Here is an 18,516-nt window from a genome sequence, read left to right on the forward strand (position 1 = left end):
GCATAGCTTCTCCTACCCCAGTCGTCGCGCCAGGCGTCCCTGGGCAGTCCGCCTACTCGTCCCCGGGCAGCGGGACGTCGTCCACCCCGTCCAGGCCGGTGCCGGACAGCGGGCCGGGGGTCACCAGCGGCACACCGTAGACCTTGCGCAGCACCCCCACAGCCACGTAGTGCCAGCAAGTCAGCACTAGGAAGGCCAACAGCCCGCCGCCTCCGGCCAACGCGACGAGCCGGTAGGTAAAGGTGCCGCCGGCGGCGCAGATGATGATGTTCTGGAGGTCCTTGTCGAACTCGGTGTGCCTCCGGTGTCGCCAGAAGTAGGCCACCCGGAATACGCCGAGCAGGGCGCTGAGCGCCATTCCCGTGTACAGGAACTGGACAGCGTAGGCGGGGAAGAAGCGTTCCATAGCCAGCAGCAGCCCGAACGGCACGAATGCCGCCACGGCGCCCACCGCGAGGGAGCGGCCGTTCAGGCGTTCTAGCCACGCGGGCGGCTTGAGCAGGCTGTATTGGTGCGCGGGAGTCTCCACTGGAACCTCGCTTCAGGTCTTGGGCCGGGTGTCGGGCCGGTCCGCTCTGAGTTGCTGCGCTATTGCAGCATTCCGTGGCGGCGCGCCCGGCCCCGGTCGTTGGGCCTTTCCTGCCGAGAATACGGGCAGCAGAGGGCGGACGTCCCCGGCCGCCCACGCCTTGTCTCGGCAACGCCAACATACGGGTTTCTCTCCGCCGCGTGCGCCCTCCCGCAGGAGCGCGCGTCCGTCCCCTTCTCCTCCTCACTGACGATGCGCCCCTTTTGCTGACGCGATAGCCTGAATCAGGTCCCGTGCGCGGAAACGGCAGGCTGGCCGATCCCGGCTCGTCCCTCCGTCTGCCGCCCGGGACACCTGCCCTGACTCGCTGGGGTGCTTGCCTTGACCGACCGGGGTGTTTGCTCTGACTGGCCGGGGTGCCCGCCCCGGCCAGTCAGGGCCCCGGCTGCGGCCCCACCGGCCGCAGCCACGCAATTGGCGGCGCCGCGCTCTACCCAGTAGCCACGGCGCCGCCCCCAGCTCTGGGAAGGCCCCCGGTGTTAATGAAACTCCTGGCGCGCTACTCGCGCCCATACAGTTGGCAGATTGTGCTCGTCGTGGTGCTGCAGGCCGTGGCCGTGGCCGCCATGCTGTACGTGCCCACGTTGAACGCTGACATCATCGATAAGGGCGTAGCCACGGGAGACACCGACTTCATCTGGCGCACCGGCGGCTACATGCTGCTGGTCAGCCTGGGGCAGATCGTCGCCTCCATCCTGGCCACCCTGCTGGGCGCCTACGTGGCGATGGCAGTGGGCCGCGACCTGCGCGCGGACATGTACGGCAAGATCAGCTCCTTCTCCTCGCGCGAGATCGCCAAGTTCGGCCCCGGCTCGCTCATCACCCGCTCCACGAACGACGTGTTGCAGGTCCAGACTCTGCTGATGATGGGCTCGACGATGCTGCTGATCGCCCCGCTCATGGCAATCGGTGGCGTGGTGTTGGCGCTGCGGCAGGACGCCAAGCTCTCCTGGTTGCTGGCTATCTCCGTGCCGCTCCTGCTGGGCATCATGGGCCTGATCGTGGCGCGCATGGTCCCGGCCTTCCGCACGTTCCAGGACAAGCAGGACGCGATCAACCGGGTGATGCGAGAGCAGCTCACCGGCATCCGCGTGATCCGCGCATTCGCCCGCGAGAAGGTGGAGCAGGACCGCTTCGATACCGCCAACCGCGAGCTGACGTACTACGGCGAGCTGATCGGCCGCCTGTTCGTGGTGATGTTCCCGCTGGTCATGCTGATCCTCAACGTCACGATCGTGGGCGTGATCTGGTTTGGCGGTATTGAGATTGACCGGGGCACTACTCAGATCGGCACCCTGTTTGCCTTCATGAGCTACGTCATGCAGATCCTGATGGGCGTGGTGATGGCCTCCTTCCTGGGCGTGCTTGCCCCGCGCGCGGCCGTCTCTTCCCAGCGCATCGGGGAGGTGCTGGAGACCAACTCCACGCTGGTTGCCCCCGCCGCGCCCGCCACAGAGCACCCGCGCCCGGGCGAGGTGGAGTTTGACGACGTCACCTTCGGCTACCCCGGTGCGGAGGCGCCCGTGCTGCACGGCCTGTCCTTCACGGCCGCCCCCGGCTCCACGCTGGCAATCGTTGGTGCCACGGGCTCGGGCAAGACCACCCTGGTCTCCCTGATTCCCCGCCTGGTGGACGTCACCTCCGGTGCGGTGCGCGTGGGCGGCGTGGACGTGCGGGACACCGCCGCTGCGGACCTGGTGGGGCGCGTCTCGCTGATTCCGCAGCGCCCCTACCTGTTTGCGGGCACCATCGCCTCCAACCTGCGCCTGGGCCGCCCTCAGGCCACCGACGAGGAGCTGTGGCACGCCCTGGAGATAGCCCAGGCCCGCGACTTCGTGGCAGCCAAGGAGGGCGGCCTGGAGGCCAAGATCGCCCAGGGCGGCACCAACGTCTCCGGTGGCCAGCGCCAGCGTCTGTCCATCGCCCGCGCGATCGTGCACCAGCCGGACGTGTTCGTCTTCGACGATTCCTTTAGCGCCCTGGACCTGAACACAGATGCGCGCCTGCGCGCCGCCCTATGGGAGGCGCTGCCTCACACCACGAAGATCGTGGTGGCGCAGCGCGTCTCCACGATCACGCAGGCGGACAAGATCGTCGTCCTTGACGAGGGCCGCGTGGTGGGGGAGGGCACCCACGACGAACTGCTAGCAACCAGCGAGGTCTATCGAGAGATCGTTGCCTCCCAGCTCGGTGCGGAGGTGGAGCGATGAAAAAGCACGCAACCAAGCAAACAGTGGACCACGCGACCGGCCACGCCAACGCGCGAGCAGGCGGCCACGCCAACGCGCGAGCAGCCGGCCGCGCCAACGCCCACGAGGACGAGGCGGACCTGATTGAGAAGGGCCGCCAGGCCTCCAGCGCGATGGGCCCGGAGCAGGCCCCCGGCAAGGCGGCCAACTTTGGCCCCTCCTTCCGGCGCATGCTGGGCATTTTGGCCCCGCACAAGGGCAAGGTGATCGCTTCGGTCGTCCTGTCTGTGGTCTCTACGGCCCTGATCGTGTGGGCCCCCAAGGTGCTGGGACGCGCCACCAACTTGATCTTCGAGGGCTTCATCTCCCGTCACCTGCCCGCAGGTCTTTCCCAAGAGCAGCTGGTGGAGGGTATGCGCGCCCAGGGGCAGGAGCGGATGGCGGACATGGTTGCCGTCATGGAGCTCACCCCCGGCATGGGCATCGACTTCGTGGCTTTGGCGTGGGTGCTGATTGGGGTGCTGGCGATCTACACGGTGGCTGAGGTGATGGCGTGGTGGCAGGCAGACCTGCTCAACCGGGCGATCATGGCCTCGATCTACCAGCTGCGCGAGCAGGTGGAGGCCAAGGTGCACCGTCTGCCGCTGACTTACTTCGACAAGATGCCGCGAGGCGAGGTGCTCTCCCGGCTCACGAACGACATCGACAACCTGACCGTGACCATGCAGCAGCAACTCAGCGGCGCCATCACCCAGATTCTGATCGTGGTGGGCGTGCTGGGAATGATGTTCGTGCTGTCTTGGAAGCTGGCCCTGGTGGCGCTGATCGCCTTGCCGCTGTTGGGTGTGATCTTCTGGATCATCGGCCCGCGCTCGCAGGCCGCGTTCAAGCAGCAGTGGCTCAAGACCGGCCGCTTGAACACGCGCGTGGAGGAGTCCTTCTCCGGGCATGAGCTGGTGCACATCTTTGGGCGTGGGCAGGCCATGCGCGCCGAGTTCGCTGAAGAGAACGATGAGCTGTTCAGGGCCGCTTTCAAGGCCCAGTTCCTCAGCGGCATGATGATGCCGGCGATGCAGTTCATCTCCTCCGTCTCCTATGTGGCCATCGCCGTGCTGGGCGCGCTCATGGTGAGCAACGGCTCCCTGCGCCTGGGAGACGTGCAGGCCTTCATCCAGTACTCCCAGATGTACCGCCAGCCCCTGGCGCAGCTGGGCGGCATGGCCGTGTCCGTGCAGTCCGGCGTGGCCAGCGCGGAGCGGATTTTCGAGTTCCTGGATGCGCAGGAGGAGGCGCCGGACGCCCCTGACGCTCCCGCCCCCACCGACGGCGATGGCACCATCGAGTTCCGGGCCGTGGACTTCAGCTACTCCCCGGACACCGAGCTGATCCGCGACCTCTCCTTCACGGTCAAGCCGGGCCAGACGGTGGCGATCGTTGGTCCCACCGGCGCGGGCAAGACCACGCTCATCAATCTGGTGCAGCGTTTCTACGAGCTGGACGGCGGGCAGATCCTGCTCAACGGCCAAAACATCGCCGCCCTGCGGCGATCTGACGTGCGCGGCCGCACCGGCATGGTGCTGCAGGATCCGTGGCTGTTCCAGGGCACGATCATGGAGAACATCCGCTACGGCCGTCACGACGCCACTGACGCGGAGGTGATTGAGGCAGCGAAGGCCGCCTACGTGGACCGCTTTGTGCACACCTTGCCCGAGGGCTACGACACGCTGCTGGAGGAAGACGCCGCCAACGTCAGCGCCGGTGAGCGCCAGCTCATCACCATCGCGCGTGCGTTCGCGGCCCGCCCCGATCTGCTGATCCTGGACGAGGCCACCTCTTCCGTGGACACCCGCACCGAGCTGCTGGTGCAAAAGGCGATGGCGGCCTTGCGGCAGGGGCGCACCTCCTTCGTGATCGCCCACCGCCTGTCCACGATCCGTGACGCCGACCTGATTCTGGTGATGGAGCACGGCCGCATCGTGGAGCAGGGCACGCACAAGCAGCTACTGGAGGCCGGTGGGGCCTACGCGCGTCTGCACGCCGCCCAGTTTGAGGGGGCATTGGTGGACGACGTTCCGCCAACCGCCTCCTGATTCCAGGCCGCTCGGTGCAAGACGACCAGGCTCACCGGGCTTCGAACGGACTACTGCCGATCCCAAATCTCGCTACGTAAAAGGCCGGTTTGGTCGATGTGAACCAGTCCATCATCGAGCAACCTCATCCGTTCATAAAGAGCGCGCATTTCGTTCTTGCTCGATATTATTTTGCGTCGTGCGGCCTTTTCAAGCACTTGAATTGTACCAGTCAAGCCCAAAGAGCCCACTGCTGGATTATTGGCCTTGAGTTGGCAGATAATATTCGCTGCTCTCATGGCCAGTCGTTGTCCTTGTTGATCGTCAATCATCAAGGTGACATCCATTCCCTGTTTCGCGCGAATGAATCCGTGGGAAATAACCATCAATTCGCCAAGGTCCTTGCGCCGACCCGATCGCTCCTGAAGTGTTGTGCTTTGAAGTGCGAACACGGCGTTAGTCATTTCGGGCGTGGCGTCGTCACAGAGGATCTGCAATAAACTTTCGGGCAATCGATCTAGTGTCCGTTTAGCTGGCGCGAATCTTGTCTGCCTAGCTTTGTTCACGATCTCGTCACGCACGGTTTCCGGCATCGCAAGTGCGCCAACCGTCTTCAAGAGCAAGCGTTCCTGGTTGCACGCAAAAAAGTTCAGACTTGGACCAGCGTCAATCAGGATGCGATCTTTGCGGTTGGTCACGACTTAGTCCAGTTCGCTCAGATCGATGTCCACATCAGGTAGTTCAGAGAATTTGATTTGTTCCTCTCCAAAGGTGCCGTTAGGGTCTATCTCGGAGAGGTCTGCCAGCGCTGTCTCTAGATCAACTCCGCGCAAGGTGGCAATAATCTGCGCAGAAACAAGTCCTTTGGAATAGGCGTCGATTGCTCGTTTTAACAGGTTTTGTGGCACACGGGTTTGGTCGGATTCTGCTTGCAGCGCCTTGTACTGGTCTGCCCAGCCGAATCTGTTAGCCAACTTCTCGGTTGTCAATGCCCACCAGCTCTCCACTGTCTCCTGGTTGATGAAACCGTTTTTTTGCAGGGCGATGCACGCCATCTGTGGAGAGACGAGGAAGTGCTGGACCACTTCAGAAAGGTGTTGCAGAGTGAGTTCTTCTCCTTTCCTAAGCAAGGCATGTAATCCGCCTGCAGGGATGAGAAGATGGCGTGCAAACGAGTCTGCCCGCCGTTCTTTGCTGCTGCGCTCACCGAGTATCTCTATGCTGTCACCAAATAGTGCATGGCCCAGCTCGTGGGCCAAGGTGCTGCGCTGGCGCATGTAGTGCGGTGTCTTGGCTACGGCGATAAGGGTTCTGTCGCGGAGTGGGTCGCGCATCTTTAGCCCGTGTGAGCCATCGGCTGTGGCGATCACCGCAACACCGATCCCAGTGGTCTTTTCGATGAGTACGGCCAGGTTCGTGAGAGGCTGCACGCCCAGGCCGTGCTCAGTGCGGAAGTGTTCAGCCTTCGTTTTGGCTTCGCTTTCGATGTCGCTCATCATTCAGTTGCGCCTAGTAAGTCGAGTAGGGCATCAATCTCCAGCATGTGAAGCAGTCGTTGCTTCATTTCGTGTGGATAGGTGCCTTCGTTGGCGCGCGCTGCGCATTCAACTCGCGCGCTGATCCCGTTGCCAGTGAGTTGGGAGGTGCTGCAGCCAATGGCGTCAGCGATTAAGATCAGCTCTGGCATTTTGGGCACGCGTTCTCCGCTCAGGATGCGACTCAAGGTGGGCTGCGAGATCCCAGTTTTTCTCGCCAGGGCGCGCTGAGAAATGTTAGCGGCAGTGCGAGCGCTTTCAATGACATGCACGAAGCCTTCCATAGCATTCCTCCCCTGAATCACGTGTGCGGACATGATTCAGTCTAGCCTGGTCAGGCTCGGAAGTCCGCGGAATGTGAGGAGGATTTCGGTGCGCATAGGGCCAGTTCGGAGGGCGTTTTGCGGCTCGAACCCCTAGAGCCGTGGACAGCGGGCGGCGAGCGGGCGGTGGACACTCGGCAGGGTCGGGAGGAGACAATGGAGCCGTGAACCGCGTTGACGCCTCCCGGCTGGCCACCCCCACCGCCCCCTCGACTGCCTACGCCCAGATCGTGGCCGATGGGATCGCGGCCCGCGCTGGCGAACTCGCTTTGAGTCTGCCGGCCGAGCGTGGAGCGCCCGCACACCTGCACGACTCCTTGCTGGCCGCCGCCCGCGCGCTCGGCCCCCAGCTGGTGGACCTGTCCCACTTCCTGCACGCCAATCCCGAGCTGGGCTACGCCGAGCACCAGGCGGCCGCGGCCGTGGCCGACCTGGCCGCAACCGCCGCTACCGCTCCGGTGGAAGTTGGTGTGGGCGGCCTGCCCACCGCCCTGCGCGCCCGCCTGGACTTCAAACCGGGCCCAGCGTTAGGCACACCGGGCGCGGCAGCAGGCACACCGGGCGTAGCACCAGGCGCGCCAGCCCCTCAGCCGCACCCTGATCCAAACCCCGAGCCGCACCCCGAGCCGCTGGCCGCGCCGCACGCCCCCACCATCGCCATCGCCTGCGAGTACGACGCCCTGCCTGAAATTGGCCACGCCTGCGGTCACAACGTCATGGCCGCCACCGCAGTTGGGGCCTTCCTAGCTCTGGCCGCCCTGCGCAGGCAGCACGGTGAGGGGGCGGTGCCGGGCAACGTCGTACTTTTGGGCACCCCGGCGGAGGAAGGCGGCACCGGCAAGGAGGTGCTGATTCGCGCCGGCGTGTTCGACTCCCTGGACGCCGCCGTCATGACACATGCCTACGGCTACGACCTAGCCGACCAGCTTTGGCTGGGCTGCCGTCGCCTGACCATCACCTATACGGGCGTCTCCGCTCACGCCTCCTCCCAGCCGCACATGGCCCGCAACGCCCTAGATGCCGCCGCCCTGGCCTACCAGGGGATCGGTATGCTGCGCCAGCACATGGCCCCCGGGGACCGCCTGCATGCCGTGATCGTTGAGGGCGGGCGGCGCGCCAGCATCATTCCCGAGCGGGCTCAGCTCAAGCTCTACGTGCGCTCGGCGGCGGCCTCCACGCTGAAGGACCTGTGTAGTCGTGTGGACGACGTTGCCGCCGGCGCCGCCCTCATGACCGGCTGCGGCGTGGAGGTGGAGTGGGATCCCTACCTGCCGGTTATGCCCGTGCGCACCAACGCAGCCATGACCCAATCCTGGGTGCGCGCCCAGGAGATGACGGGCCGCCACCCGCTGCCGCGCGGGGTGGTGCCGGAGACGCTGGCCGCCTCCACCGATTTCGGCAACGTCTCCCACCTGGTTCCCGCCATTCACCCGCTCATTAAGGTGGCCGGGGAGGAGGTGGCGCTCCACACGCGGGCCATGGCGCAGGCCGCTGGCTCGCAAAGCGGAGATGCCGCCTGCGTGGACGGTGCCTACGGCCTGGCGGCGGTAGTGCTGGACCTGCTGCACGATTCGGCCTTGCTTGCGCAGGCTCGCGCGGAGTTCGAGGCCGCCGGCGGGGTGCTGACCACCTCGCAGCTGTTCGCCTGACCCAGCCCGCACGTTCGAGGAGAGCCAGCGACTGGTGGCCGGCGAGCTGGGGGAAACGGTAGGACACTCCAGCAACCGGGAGAGGCAAAAGTAGAGTGAGGGACGTGAAGGCACAAGGGCAGGTGCGGGGCGCGGCCAGTCGGGGCCTTACCAGTTTGACCGGGGCCATCGCGGCCCAGCGCGACCTGTTGCTAATCCGGCGCCTTGAGTGCTGCCCGGCCTCCCCCCGTCGCGCCCAGACCCGCGAGCAACTGCTCCGCGCTGGCCGCTCCCTGGCCCGCACGCGGGGGCTGGGTGCAGCCAGCGTGGGAGAGATAGCGCGGGCAGCCGGCTTCACCCGTGGCGCCTTCTACTCCAACTTCTCTGACATGGCTGACTTCCTAGTGGCCATCGCGCAGGAGCATCACCTTGACCTGCTGGACCAGTTGGAGCAGGGGCTGTCCTGGTCCCTCGAGCCGCCAGCAGGCGGCGCCGGATGCGCACGGGCCCCCTTCGCCGCGACGGCGGAGGCGATCTTGCGCCTGGTGCCAAGTAGCCCAGAAAGCTATTTCCTGAGCGCGGAGCTGGCGCTCCACGCCGCGCGCTTCCCGGCTAGTAGCGCCGCCATCTCGGAGCTGGCGGCTGACTACGCCCAGCTGCTGGGGGAGGCGCTGGGGCTGGTCGAACGGGAGAACGGGCTGACCCCGCTGGTTTCACTCCTCGAGCAGGCGCACGTGATCCTCGCCTTAGTGGATCACCTCAGCGGCCAGCTGATGGCCGGCCCGCAGGAGGGCGGCGCCGAGGTGGACGGGGCGGGAGGAGCGTCGTGCCTGGCCACGCAAGTCTTGCAAAGAGGCGTTCCCCTCCTGTCCGCGCTACTGGCGGGGATGGCGAAAAGCACCTAGCAAAAAGCCGCCCAGCACGTGAAATCCTTAAAGCTCACGTATAGGCTCAGGCTTGCACAATGGACGGTGCGCACCGGTAGTGTCGAACGTTCGGGCCCCAAGCGGCACAAGCGCTAACCCGCCCCGGTCAACACGTAAGGCGAGAGCCGAAAGGAAGAGGCAAGTGGGAGAGAAGATCAAGCTGGTCGAGGCTGTTCACGCCATCAACTGGAACCGGCTCCAGGACGAAAAGGACCTAGAGGTCTGGGACCGCCTGACGGGCAACTTCTGGCTGCCTGAAAAGGTGCCGCTCTCCAACGACATCCAGTCCTGGCACACCCTGACCCCGCAGGAACAGGAGATGACCACCCGCGTGTTCACCGGCCTAACCCTGCTGGACACCGTGCAGGGAACCGTCGGCGCGATCTCCCTGATCCCTGACGCCCGCACCCCCCACGAAGAAGCGGTCCTCACCAACATTGCCTTCATGGAGTCCGTGCACGCCCGCTCCTACTCCTCCATCTTCTCCACCCTCATCTCCACCAAGGAGATCGACGACGCCTTCCGCTGGAGCGAAGAGAACCCCAACCTGCAGCGCAAGGCAGAGATCATCCTCAGCTACTACCGCGGCGACGACCCGGAGAAGCGCAAGGTGGCCTCCACCATGCTGGAGTCCTTCCTGTTCTACTCCGGCTTCTACGCCCCCATGTACTGGTCCGCCCACGCCAAGCTCACCAACACCGCAGACCTGATCCGCCTGATCATCCGCGACGAGGCCGTACACGGCTACTACATCGGCTACAAGTACCAGCTGGCCGTCCGCGAGGCCTCCGCCCAGCGTCAGCAGGAGCTGAAGGACTACACCTTCGAGCTGCTCATGGAGCTCTACGAGAACGAGGAGCAGTACACGGAGGACCTCTACGACCCGCTGGGCCTGACCGAGGACGTGAAGAAGTTCCTGCGCTACAACGCCAACAAGGCGCTGATGAACCTGGGCTACGAGGCCCTGTTCCCGAAGGACAGTGTGGACGTCAACCCCGCCATCCTGGCCGCGCTTTCCCCGAACGCCGACGAGAACCACGACTTCTTCAGCGGCTCCGGCTCCTCCTACGTGATCGGCAAGGCGGAGGCCACTCAGGACGAAGACTGGGAGTTCTAACTACATGACTTCAACGCGCCGCAGTGTCCTTGGCGCTGCAAAACTCGCCGTGCTCTCCGGCGCGGCCCTTTCCCTACTCATTCCCCTCGCCGCCCCCGTGGCGGTTGCCGACGCCTCCGCCCCCGCGCCCGCCCCCTCGCAGTCCGTGGTGGCCGACGCTGCCGCCGGGCAGGGCACTAAGGACGCCGGGACGCAGGCCGGCCAGCCCGAGCCGGGCGCTACCGGCGGTGCTGGCGATTCGGGTGCCCCGGGTGACCAGGCCGGTCAGCCGGGGCCGGGCGCCGACAGCCAGGAGAACCAGGCGGCCACCCCGGCCGCCGACGGCCAGGAGAACCAGGCCGCCACGCCGGGCGGCGTGGGCACGCAGGAGGCGGGCGGAGCGTCGGACACCACGGCCGATCCCAGCGCCACGCCGGCGGCCTCCGCCAGGCCGCTGCCCAGTGCCGCCAACAACCCCTACCCGGCCAGCGGCCAGGAGGGCAACGACGGTCTGCGGGCGGTGCGACCAGGGCCGATGCAGCCCTTCTCCACCTTCGGCTACAAGCCCATGTTCAGCTTCGACAAGAACCTGCTCATCACCGACTCGCTCTTCTTCCGGGGCGGAGACATGAGCATCGCGGAGATCCGGGCGTTCCTCAACGAAAAGGGCAAGAACTGCAAGTCCTCCCCGTGGGGCACCTGCCTGAAGGACTACCGGATCACCACGGTGGATGAGAAGGCCTCCCGCGCCTGCCCCGTGGCCTACAAGGGCGTCAAGGACCAGGACATCGCCTCCATCATCTACTACACCTCGCTGGCCTGTAACGTCTCCGCGCGCGCCCTGATGACCACGCTGGAGAAGGAACAGGGCATGATCACCGCCAGCAAGCCCCCGGAGGGCTGGCGTTACGAGTCCGCCATGGGATTCGGCTGCCCCGACGGCCAGCCCTGCTTCGAGTGGGCCAAGGGCCTGGCCAACCAGCTCTACCTGGCCGCCCAGCAGTTCCAGCGCTACCGGCTCAACCCGGGCGGCTTCAACTACGCCAAGGGCAAGACCAGCAGCATCGACTACCAGGCACTCGATAAGTCCTGCGGCTCCACCACGGTCACCCCGCGCAGCGCCGCGACCGCCGGCCTGTACAACTACACCCCCTACGTGCCCAACGCCGCAGCGCTGCGCGTGGGCGCCTGGCAGACGGGCGACCGCTGCTCCACCTACGGCAACCGCAACTTCGTCTACATCTACGACGAGTGGTTCGGTGACCCGCGCCAGGAGGTCGGCGCGAACGCCGCCCCGCCCGGGTTCGACGTCCCCTCCCGCCGGGCCGGGGGCAGCGACCGCTTCTCCACTGCCATCGCGGTCTCCCAGGACGCCTACCCCCAGTCCGGGGTCGCCCAGGTGGCCTACGTGGCGCGCGGCGACCTGGTGGCCGACGCCCTGGTGGCCGGCTCCATGACCGACGGGCCGCTGCTGCTGGTCCCCGCCAAGGCCACCGCCCCCAGCGTGGCCCTGGTCAACGAGATCAAGCGCCTGGGCGTGCAAAAGGTGGTGCTGGTGGGCGGCGAGAGCTCCATGAGCGTGTTCTTCGAGGGCGCCATGCACGGCGCCACCCGCAAGCCCGTGGGGCGCGCCGCCGGTGACAGCCGCGTGGGTACCTCGATCGCCCTGTCCAAGCTGCGCTACCCGGGCCGCGCCCAGACCGTCTACCTGGCCGACGGCGTCGGCCCCAGTGGCGAGGGCTCCCCGGACGCCGTGGCCGGTGCCGTGCTGACCGACGGGCCCATCCTGCTGGTCACCGGCGCCGGGGCGGACCTGGAGCGCGTGAAGGAGGAGGTGGCGCGCCTGGCCCCCTCCAAGGTGGTGGCCCTGGGCGGCGAGAGCGCCGTGCCCACCTCCCTGCTGGCCGGCGTAGCCGGTGGGCGGACCACCGCCCGCCTGGCGGGCGACTCCCGGTTCACCACGGCCACCACGATCGCCGAGCACGCGCTCACCCAGCTGAACCTGCCCAAGGACAGCGCCTACCTGGTCAACAGCGGCTCCCTGGTGGACGCGGTGGTGGCCGGCTCCTACTCGCGCGGGCCGATCCTGCTGACCTACCCCAAGGTACTGGCCGGCGCTACCCGCGACTTCCTCCAGCGGCACAAGCCCAAGAGCGTCACCGCCGTCGGTGGGGTCAACGCCGTCAGCCAGGAGACCCTGAACTGGGCCGCCCACTACGCGAAGTAGAGCTGGCGGGGTTTTCGGATACGGTGGTGCCCGGCGCGTACGCGCCGGGCACTGCCCGTTTTCGTGCCAGATCGGTCCAACCCTGGGAGGCAGCCATGAACCAGTCCCCGCGAGTCTTGATGGTGTGCACCGGCAACATCTGCCGCTCCGCCATGGCGGAGGTGGTGGTGGGTCTGCGCGCCCAGCAGGCCGGGGTGGAAGCCCAGGTCACCAGCGCCGGGGTCTCCGATGAGGAGCACGGGCGGCCCATGGACCGCCGCGCCGTGCGGGTCCTCGCGGAGAACGGCCTGCCCTCCGGGCCCAGGGCCACAGCCCACCGGGTTGCCGACGCGGAGCTGGCCGCCCAAGACCTGGTGCTTGCCATGACCGCGCAACACTACCGGGTGCTGCGCTCCCGTGCTGCCGCAGCCGGTATCGAATTGCTGGGCGCACAAGAAGCCGCTGCCGCACGCGCTCGGGGCGAGCGCGTGCGCGAGCTGCGCATGTTCCGCGAATTCGAGCCCGGCGCGCCGCAGGGGGTCGATGCCCTAGAAAAGGCGCGCGAGCGCGGTGAGCTGGACGTGCCCGACCCTTGGTACGGCTCCCACAGCGACTTTGTGGAAACCCTAGCCACCATCGAGGCCGCCGTTCCTGCCCTGCTGGGGCACCTGCGCCGGCTCTAGGGTCCGCTTCTCAGCGGGCGGGCCGCTCCTCCCAGACGATCTGGAAGCGCTTGTCCGGGCGTGGGTTGCAGCGCGCGCAAGAGACCGGGCGGGGGGAGGGGCGCCGATGGCGGTGCACCTCGTGCCCGTTGGGGCACCTGCCCACCCACTGGCCCGGCACCGAGGGAAGGTGAGCGGGCAGCCTGGTGGCACCGCTTGCCCCGATCTGTTGGGCCTTGGCGCGCCACACCGAGTCGTGCCCGTGCCGGTCCCCAACCAGGGCGTGGGCGATCTCGTGCAATATGGTCTCGCGGACGGCGTCGTGCCCAAATAGCTCCATCAGGGCGCGGGAGAGGGAAATAGTGCGGCGCGTGGAGGAGCAGGCGCCGGCGCGCTTGCGGGCGCGGTCGAACTTGAAGGTCCAGTTGGTCAGCCCGTGCTGGTCCATGAGCGTGCGCGCCATGCGCTCCACCGCCGCCAGATCCATTCGCCCTCCCGAGTGTCGGCGCCCATTGTGGCAGGTGGTGGCCCGGGCGACGGCGCACCCCGGACGGCCCTGTACAAATAGTGAGCGGACCTTATCAAATCCTGGACGCCGACCTACTCTTTGCCTAATCCCTCCCAAAGACATGCCCAAAGGAGAGGCGAAGATGACCATCGTCGAGTCCTACCCAGCCCTGTCGATCCTGCCGCCACTGCTGGCGATCATCCTGGTCATCTGGACCAAAAAGGTGCTGCCCTCCCTGGGACTCGGCGTGGTCACCGCCGCGCTGCTGCACGCCGGCGGCAACCCCCTCGAGGCCGGCAAGCTGCTCTGGACCGCGTTCGCCGGCATCTTCTGGGACTTCGAGGCGGGCGAGGCGAACCTCTACTACATCTTCATCCTTGCCTTCCTGCTCATCCTGGGCGTCATCACCTCACTGGTCATGATGGCCGGCGGCACCGCCGCCTTCGCCGAGTGGGCCATGAAGCGAATCAAGACCCGCAGCGGCGCCCAATTCCTGGCCGCCGCGCTCGGCGTGGTCATCTTCATCGACGACTACTTCAACGCCCTCGCCGTGGGGCAGGTGGGGCGCCCCATCACCGACCGTCGCCACGTCTCCCGGGCCAAGCTCGCCTACCTGATCGACTCCACCTCCGCGCCCGTGGCTGTGCTCGCCCCCTTCTCCTCCTGGGGCGCCTCCATCATCGGCACCATGGCCCCCATCGTCGCCGCCTCCGGACTCGCCCTCTCCGGGGCCGGGGCCTTCATCCGGGCGGCCGGGATGAACTACTACGCCATCGGCGCGATCATCCTCATCTGGTTCGTCATCGCTTGGGACATCGACTTTGGCCCCATGCGCGCTGAAGAACGCCGCGCCATCGTGGAAAAGGCCACCTTCGATCCCGCCGTAGCCGTGCCAGGCCAGCTCACGGACGACCTGCCCCGCTACGAGCCCGGCGCTCGCCGCGCCCTGATCGTGCCATTCTTCGCGCTCGTATTCGGGGTGCTCGGCGCGATGGTGTGGACGGGGCAGCGCTCCGGCGGCTCCTGGGCCGTGCTGGACATCCTGGCCAACACCGACGTCTCCATGTCCCTCATCATCGGCGGTGGCGTTGGCCTAGTGGCCGCTTTCTACTACTACCTGCGCTATACGCTGCGCAGCCCCGACTTCGGCTTCAAAGTGCTCGGCAAGGGAGTGGCCAGCGGCGCCGGTTCCATGCTCCCGGCCATTTACATCCTGCTGCTGGCCTGGACACTGGGTTCCCTCATCTCCGCCCTCGGTACCGGCGAGTACCTGGGCTCCCTGGTATCGGCGGCCTCGGTGCCCGCAGTCTGGCTAGTGCCAGTACTCTTCCTGTTCGCTGCGGGGATGGCATTTGCCACCGGCACCTCTTGGGGCTCCTTTGGGATCCTGCTGCCCCTGGCCGGGCAGATGCTCACTGCCGTGCCCGGCGGTGAGGAGGTCCTGGTCGCTGCCTTCGGGGCGGTCCTGGCAGGAGCCGTGTTTGGTGACCACTGCTCCCCGATCTCCGACACCACGATCCTCAGCTCCACGGGAGCCAGCTGCAATCTCACTACCCACGTCAACACTCAGTTGCCCTACGCCGCTGTGGCAGCGGCAGCCTCCCTGCTGGGATACGTGACCTTTGCTCTCACCACGAGCGCCTGGATCGGGTTCGCGGTCATGCTGGGAGCTGTGGTGGCCTTCGCTTTCTTTGCCCGCGTCAAGTGGCCATCCATCTCGCAGGAGGAGCTGGAAAAGCGCGTCGACGCCTGAGTGCGGCTGGATCGTGGCTCGGTGGGCCCCAGTGCATCTCACTGAGGCGTCACTGAATGAAGTGAGGCGCTCAGTGAAGAAAGTGGCGCTCTCACTGAAGAAACAGGCCTCTTCAGTGAAGCAAAACGGCCCGTCACTCTATTGAGTGACGTGCTCAGTGAAGATATGCTCGCGTCATGAGCATCACCCGGGACCAGGAACTTGCGGCGACGATTGCGCGGTTGCGTCTGCTTGGGGCAGAAACCCAAGGCGTGGAGGTGAAAGCAGCCGAGAAGGGCCTGGGTAGTTCGGTGTGGGAAACCGTTTCGGCGTTCGCAAACACCTCGGGTGGCACGCTCATTCTGGGATTGGACGAGCATGCTGGTTTTACGCCGGTGAAGGAGTTCGAGGCGAGCAAGCGGCAACAGTCACTTCTTGACGGTCTTGGGGAAGGGGCCGGGCAGAAGGTGAGCCCCATCCCGCGCGTGCGTGCGGACATCTTCCCGTTCGAGGGCGAAAGACTGGTGGTTGTCGAAGTCTTCCCGGTCAACTACGAGACCAGCGAGAGCCCCGGCCCCTGTTACGTGATGAGCAAGGGCAAGGAGAACGGCTCGTTCAAGAGAGTGGGCGACCAGGATCGTCTGCTCACCCGCAACGAGATCTTCGCGATATCGAGCAAGTGGATCGAGCAGAGGTACGACGCCAAGGCGATTGAAGCGGTGACCCTGGCAGACCTGGACCGGGGTTGGATTGGGCAGGCGATCGAGCGCATCGAAGCGAGCGGATCGCGGATGCTGACCGGTGCGGACACTGAGGAGCAGGTGCTGCGTCGGATGGGCGTGATGGATCGCGACGGGAAGGTGACCGTGGCCGGTTACCTTACCTTCGGGCAGTACCCGCAGCAGGAATTCCCGCAGCTCGTGATCGACGTGACCGTGCATCCCGGAATCCGGAAGAGCGAGGATGCGCAGACCCGTTTCCTGGACCGCCAGGTGTGCGACGGTCCCATTCCGCTCATGATCGACGACGCGTTGAAGCGAATCATGCTCAACCTGAAGGTGCGGCGAGAGGTGAAGGGGGTGGAGGGCCTGGATGTGCCGGAGATCCCCGTGGAGGTGCTGCGTGAGGCCGTCACCAACGCGGTCATGCACAGGGACTACTCCGAGCACAGCACCGGGACGCCCGTGTCGGTGGACGTGTACCCGGACCGCATCGAGGTTTTCAACCCCGGCAGCCTGTGGGGCGGCATCACTCCCTCGAACATCTTCGAAGGCCGGAAAGCCGAGCGGAATCAGACGCTGAGCAGGCTGTTGCGCGGGGTTCCCGTGCCTGGCGGGCAGGGGTCGATTGCGGAAGTCCAGGGCAGTGGGGTGCCGCGCATCCTGCAGGCGTTGGAGAGTGCCGGATTGCGCAGGCCCACATTCGTGGAGCGCGACGCAGCCGTTCTTCTGACCATATTCAGGCAGGAGAGCCGGACGGTCGACGCGCAAGAGGTGAAGGGCGTCTGGCTGGACGCGCTGGACCGGTTGGAGCAGTCGGTGCCGATCTCTGCCCGCGAGCTGGCGGCAGCACTAGGCGTAAACGTAACCTCGCTGCGCCCGCATCTGCGCGAGATGGTGGACCAGGGCTTGATCGAGGCCACCGCCCCTGCAACCTCTCGGTTGCGGGCCTACGTGCTCACGGAAAAGGGCAGGGCTGTGCGCGATTCTCACCAGGGCGCTAGCTAGGGGCTGATTGCCGGCGCCGGTGCAAATGCTGCAGCGGGGTACATGCGACCGCCTGGTGCCGTGGCCCCGGCCGGTCGCATGTACCCCGAGCGTACTTTTGTGCGCTCGGGGCGGGCGGGGCTCGGCGGGCCTCAGTGCATCTCACTGAGGCGTCACTGAATGAAGTGAGGCACTCAGTGAAGAAAGTGAGGCCCTCACTGAAGAAATGAGGTCCCTCAGTGAAGCAAAATGGCTCATCACTCTATTGACTGAGGCCTCAGTGAACCTCAGTGAGGGTTGAGTGACGCGGGCGCAGCCGGTCAGCGCAGCTTGGCGGCCTCCTGCAGAGCTGTCCGTACCCGCTTCTCACTCACCTTCACCGGCGTGCCGAGAGCCTGGGCGAACAGGCTCACCCGCAGCTCCTCTAGGAGCCAGCCAACGGACTCCAGGCGCCCCAGCGCCTCCTGCCCGGCGCTGCCCGCCCCGCGCGCGGCCTCGAAGGCGACCGCCAGCTCGCGCTCCAGTGTCTCCAACACGCGGGCGGCGGCTTGGTCGGCGCCCGCGTCCACCCCGGCCCGCTCGAAGCGGCGCGTCAGCGCCTTGACGTAGCGCGCCAGGTGCTGCAGCACCGCCACGGGGGTCGAGCCCAGGAAGCCGGCCGGCAGCAGGTGCTCCAGGTGCGCGCGCACCTGCGCCGCCACCCCCACCAGGGCCAGCGTGGTGCCCTTGGAGAGGGCCTTGTCCAGGGTGCGCGCCTCGGTCAGTGCGGCGGCGCACCAGCGCAGCACGCGGTAGACGGCGTCCTCGAAGTGCTGGCGGGCGTAGGCCAACAGCGCCACGAACTGGGTGGGGTGGCGCACGGCCTGCGACTGCCCGCTGGCGCGGCCCCACTCGGCCAGCACTAGCCCGGCGGCGGCCCATTGCGCGTCTGCCACGAGAGCGGAGGTACTGGGGTAGGGGCTGGCGGCTAGCGCCAGGGCCTCGGCCCCGGTCCAGCGGGAGGTCACGCGCGCCTCGGCCGAGCGCCACCTTTTGCAGCAGCAGCGCGCGCACGCCGAGCAGGCGGGCCCGGGCGGCGCCGGCGGCGGTGGGCAGCAGCTTCAGGTCGGCGCGGGGCTGCGCAGGCTCGGGCGCAACGCAGCGCCGGGTAGGCGCGCACGATTCCGCTGGCGGCGCTGACCTCGACGTGGTCGGGCAGCGGCTGGGCGGGGAAGTCCTTCAGGTCGCTGTGAAGCGGCGCACGAAGAACTGGGGAATTCTATGGGTCCCAAGAGACTCGTTGTCACGTGTGGAGGCGCGGCGAATATCGGTTCATAAACAGAATGATGAGTCGAGCAAATAATTACA

The 18,516-nt window shown here is 66.5% G+C and carries 14 protein-coding genes and 1 pseudogene; 9 read left to right on the forward strand and 6 right to left on the reverse strand.

Features of this window, described 5'->3' with window-relative positions; genetic code table 11:
* Positions 1 to 52: 52 nt before the first annotated feature.
* Positions 53 to 529 (reverse strand): hypothetical protein, encoded by a 477-nt coding sequence (locus tag AC4PWQ_RS03895; RefSeq protein WP_371173691.1) that lies wholly within the window; start codon positions 527 to 529, stop codon positions 53 to 55.
* A gap of 536 nt (positions 530 to 1,065) precedes the next feature.
* On the opposite strand from AC4PWQ_RS03895, the gene AC4PWQ_RS03900 reads away from it, so the two are divergent.
* Together AC4PWQ_RS03900 and AC4PWQ_RS03905 are read left to right on the forward strand one after the other, a co-directional pair.
* On the forward strand, positions 1,066 to 2,799 hold the full coding sequence (locus tag AC4PWQ_RS03900) for an ABC transporter ATP-binding protein (RefSeq protein WP_492089809.1): 1,734 nt from the start codon (positions 1,066 to 1,068) through the stop codon (positions 2,797 to 2,799).
* Positions 2,796 to 4,868: an ABC transporter ATP-binding protein gene (locus tag AC4PWQ_RS03905; RefSeq protein ID WP_492089810.1), complete on the forward strand. Its 2,073-nt coding sequence runs from the start codon at positions 2,796 to 2,798 to the stop codon at positions 4,866 to 4,868. The genes AC4PWQ_RS03900 and AC4PWQ_RS03905 overlap by 4 nt, the downstream gene beginning before the upstream one ends.
* A gap of 50 nt (positions 4,869 to 4,918) precedes the next feature.
* On the opposite strand, the gene AC4PWQ_RS03910 is transcribed toward AC4PWQ_RS03905, so the two are convergent.
* From AC4PWQ_RS03910 to AC4PWQ_RS03920, 3 genes are read right to left on the reverse strand one after another with little or no spacing between them, the layout of a single operon-like run.
* On the reverse strand, positions 4,919 to 5,545 hold the full coding sequence (locus AC4PWQ_RS03910) for a PIN domain-containing protein (RefSeq protein ID WP_492089811.1): 627 nt from the start codon (positions 5,543 to 5,545) through the stop codon (positions 4,919 to 4,921).
* Between the two features lie 3 nt (positions 5,546 to 5,548).
* Positions 5,549 to 6,346: an ImmA/IrrE family metallo-endopeptidase gene (locus AC4PWQ_RS03915; protein WP_492089812.1), complete on the reverse strand. Its 798-nt coding sequence runs from the start codon at positions 6,344 to 6,346 to the stop codon at positions 5,549 to 5,551.
* On the reverse strand, positions 6,343 to 6,666 hold the full coding sequence (locus tag AC4PWQ_RS03920) for a helix-turn-helix domain-containing protein (RefSeq protein ID WP_371152959.1): 324 nt from the start codon (positions 6,664 to 6,666) through the stop codon (positions 6,343 to 6,345). The genes AC4PWQ_RS03915 and AC4PWQ_RS03920 overlap by 4 nt, the downstream gene beginning before the upstream one ends.
* 203 nt (positions 6,667 to 6,869) lie before the next feature.
* Between AC4PWQ_RS03920 and AC4PWQ_RS03925 the strand changes: the two genes are divergently transcribed.
* From AC4PWQ_RS03925 to AC4PWQ_RS03945, 5 genes are all read left to right on the forward strand, one after another.
* Positions 6,870 to 8,354, forward strand: a complete 1,485-nt coding sequence (locus tag AC4PWQ_RS03925; RefSeq protein ID WP_492089813.1) for an amidohydrolase — start codon at positions 6,870 to 6,872, stop codon at positions 8,352 to 8,354.
* Positions 8,355 to 8,458: 104 nt separating this feature from the next.
* On the forward strand, positions 8,459 to 9,238 hold the full coding sequence (locus AC4PWQ_RS03930) for a TetR/AcrR family transcriptional regulator (RefSeq protein ID WP_492089814.1): 780 nt from the start codon (positions 8,459 to 8,461) through the stop codon (positions 9,236 to 9,238).
* A 163-nt stretch (positions 9,239 to 9,401) separates the two neighbouring features.
* The gene (gene nrdF, locus AC4PWQ_RS03935; RefSeq protein WP_371152956.1) at positions 9,402 to 10,376 is read left to right on the forward strand and encodes a class 1b ribonucleoside-diphosphate reductase subunit beta; all 975 of its coding nucleotides are present in this window, start codon (positions 9,402 to 9,404) and stop codon (positions 10,374 to 10,376) included.
* A 4-nt stretch (positions 10,377 to 10,380) separates the two neighbouring features.
* Entirely contained in the window at positions 10,381 to 12,582 is a 2,202-nt protein-coding gene (locus tag AC4PWQ_RS03940; protein ID WP_492089815.1) for a cell wall-binding repeat-containing protein, read from the forward strand.
* A gap of 95 nt (positions 12,583 to 12,677) precedes the next feature.
* A complete protein-coding gene (locus tag AC4PWQ_RS03945; RefSeq protein ID WP_371152954.1) occupies positions 12,678 to 13,244 on the forward strand; it encodes a low molecular weight protein-tyrosine-phosphatase in 567 nt (188 codons plus the stop codon).
* Between the two features lie 10 nt (positions 13,245 to 13,254).
* Here AC4PWQ_RS03945 and AC4PWQ_RS03950 read toward each other — a convergent pair whose 3' ends face one another.
* Entirely contained in the window at positions 13,255 to 13,710 is a 456-nt protein-coding gene (locus AC4PWQ_RS03950; protein WP_371152953.1) for a SprT-like domain-containing protein, read from the reverse strand.
* 163 nt (positions 13,711 to 13,873) lie between these two features.
* Between AC4PWQ_RS03950 and AC4PWQ_RS03955 the strand changes: the two genes are divergently transcribed.
* On the forward strand, positions 13,874 to 15,484 hold the full coding sequence (locus AC4PWQ_RS03955) for a Na+/H+ antiporter NhaC family protein (protein WP_492089816.1): 1,611 nt from the start codon (positions 13,874 to 13,876) through the stop codon (positions 15,482 to 15,484).
* A gap of 176 nt (positions 15,485 to 15,660) precedes the next feature.
* Positions 15,661 to 17,190 (forward strand): ATP-binding protein, encoded by a 1,530-nt coding sequence (locus tag AC4PWQ_RS03960; protein ID WP_492089817.1) that lies wholly within the window; start codon positions 15,661 to 15,663, stop codon positions 17,188 to 17,190.
* A gap of 299 nt (positions 17,191 to 17,489) precedes the next feature.
* On the opposite strand, the pseudogene AC4PWQ_RS03965 reads toward AC4PWQ_RS03960, so the two are convergent.
* Positions 17,490 to 18,203 (reverse strand): annotated as a pseudogene (locus AC4PWQ_RS03965) (DUF3418 domain-containing protein); the annotation flags it as partial.
* Positions 18,204 to 18,516: the final 313 nt, after the last annotated feature.

The sequence above is a fragment of the Buchananella sp. 103232 genome (assembly GCF_058725725.1).

Bases quoted from the DNA above. Each gene is read 5' to 3' on its own strand.
- AC4PWQ_RS03905 (WP_492089810.1), top strand. From the start codon at position 2,796: ATGAAAAAGCACGCAACCAAGCAAACAGTGGACCACGCGACCGGCCAC.
- AC4PWQ_RS03915 (WP_492089812.1), bottom strand. From the start codon at position 6,346: ATGATGAGCGACATCGAAAGCGAAGCCAAAACGAAGGCTGAACACTTC.
- AC4PWQ_RS03920 (WP_371152959.1), bottom strand. From the start codon at position 6,666: ATGGAAGGCTTCGTGCATGTCATTGAAAGCGCTCGCACTGCCGCTAAC.
- AC4PWQ_RS03940 (WP_492089815.1), top strand. From the start codon at position 10,381: ATGACTTCAACGCGCCGCAGTGTCCTTGGCGCTGCAAAACTCGCCGTG.
- AC4PWQ_RS03945 (WP_371152954.1), top strand. From the start codon at position 12,678: ATGAACCAGTCCCCGCGAGTCTTGATGGTGTGCACCGGCAACATCTGC.
- AC4PWQ_RS03950 (WP_371152953.1), bottom strand. From the start codon at position 13,710: ATGGATCTGGCGGCGGTGGAGCGCATGGCGCGCACGCTCATGGACCAG.
- AC4PWQ_RS03955 (WP_492089816.1), top strand. From the start codon at position 13,874: ATGACCATCGTCGAGTCCTACCCAGCCCTGTCGATCCTGCCGCCACTG.
- AC4PWQ_RS03960 (WP_492089817.1), top strand. From the start codon at position 15,661: ATGAGCATCACCCGGGACCAGGAACTTGCGGCGACGATTGCGCGGTTG.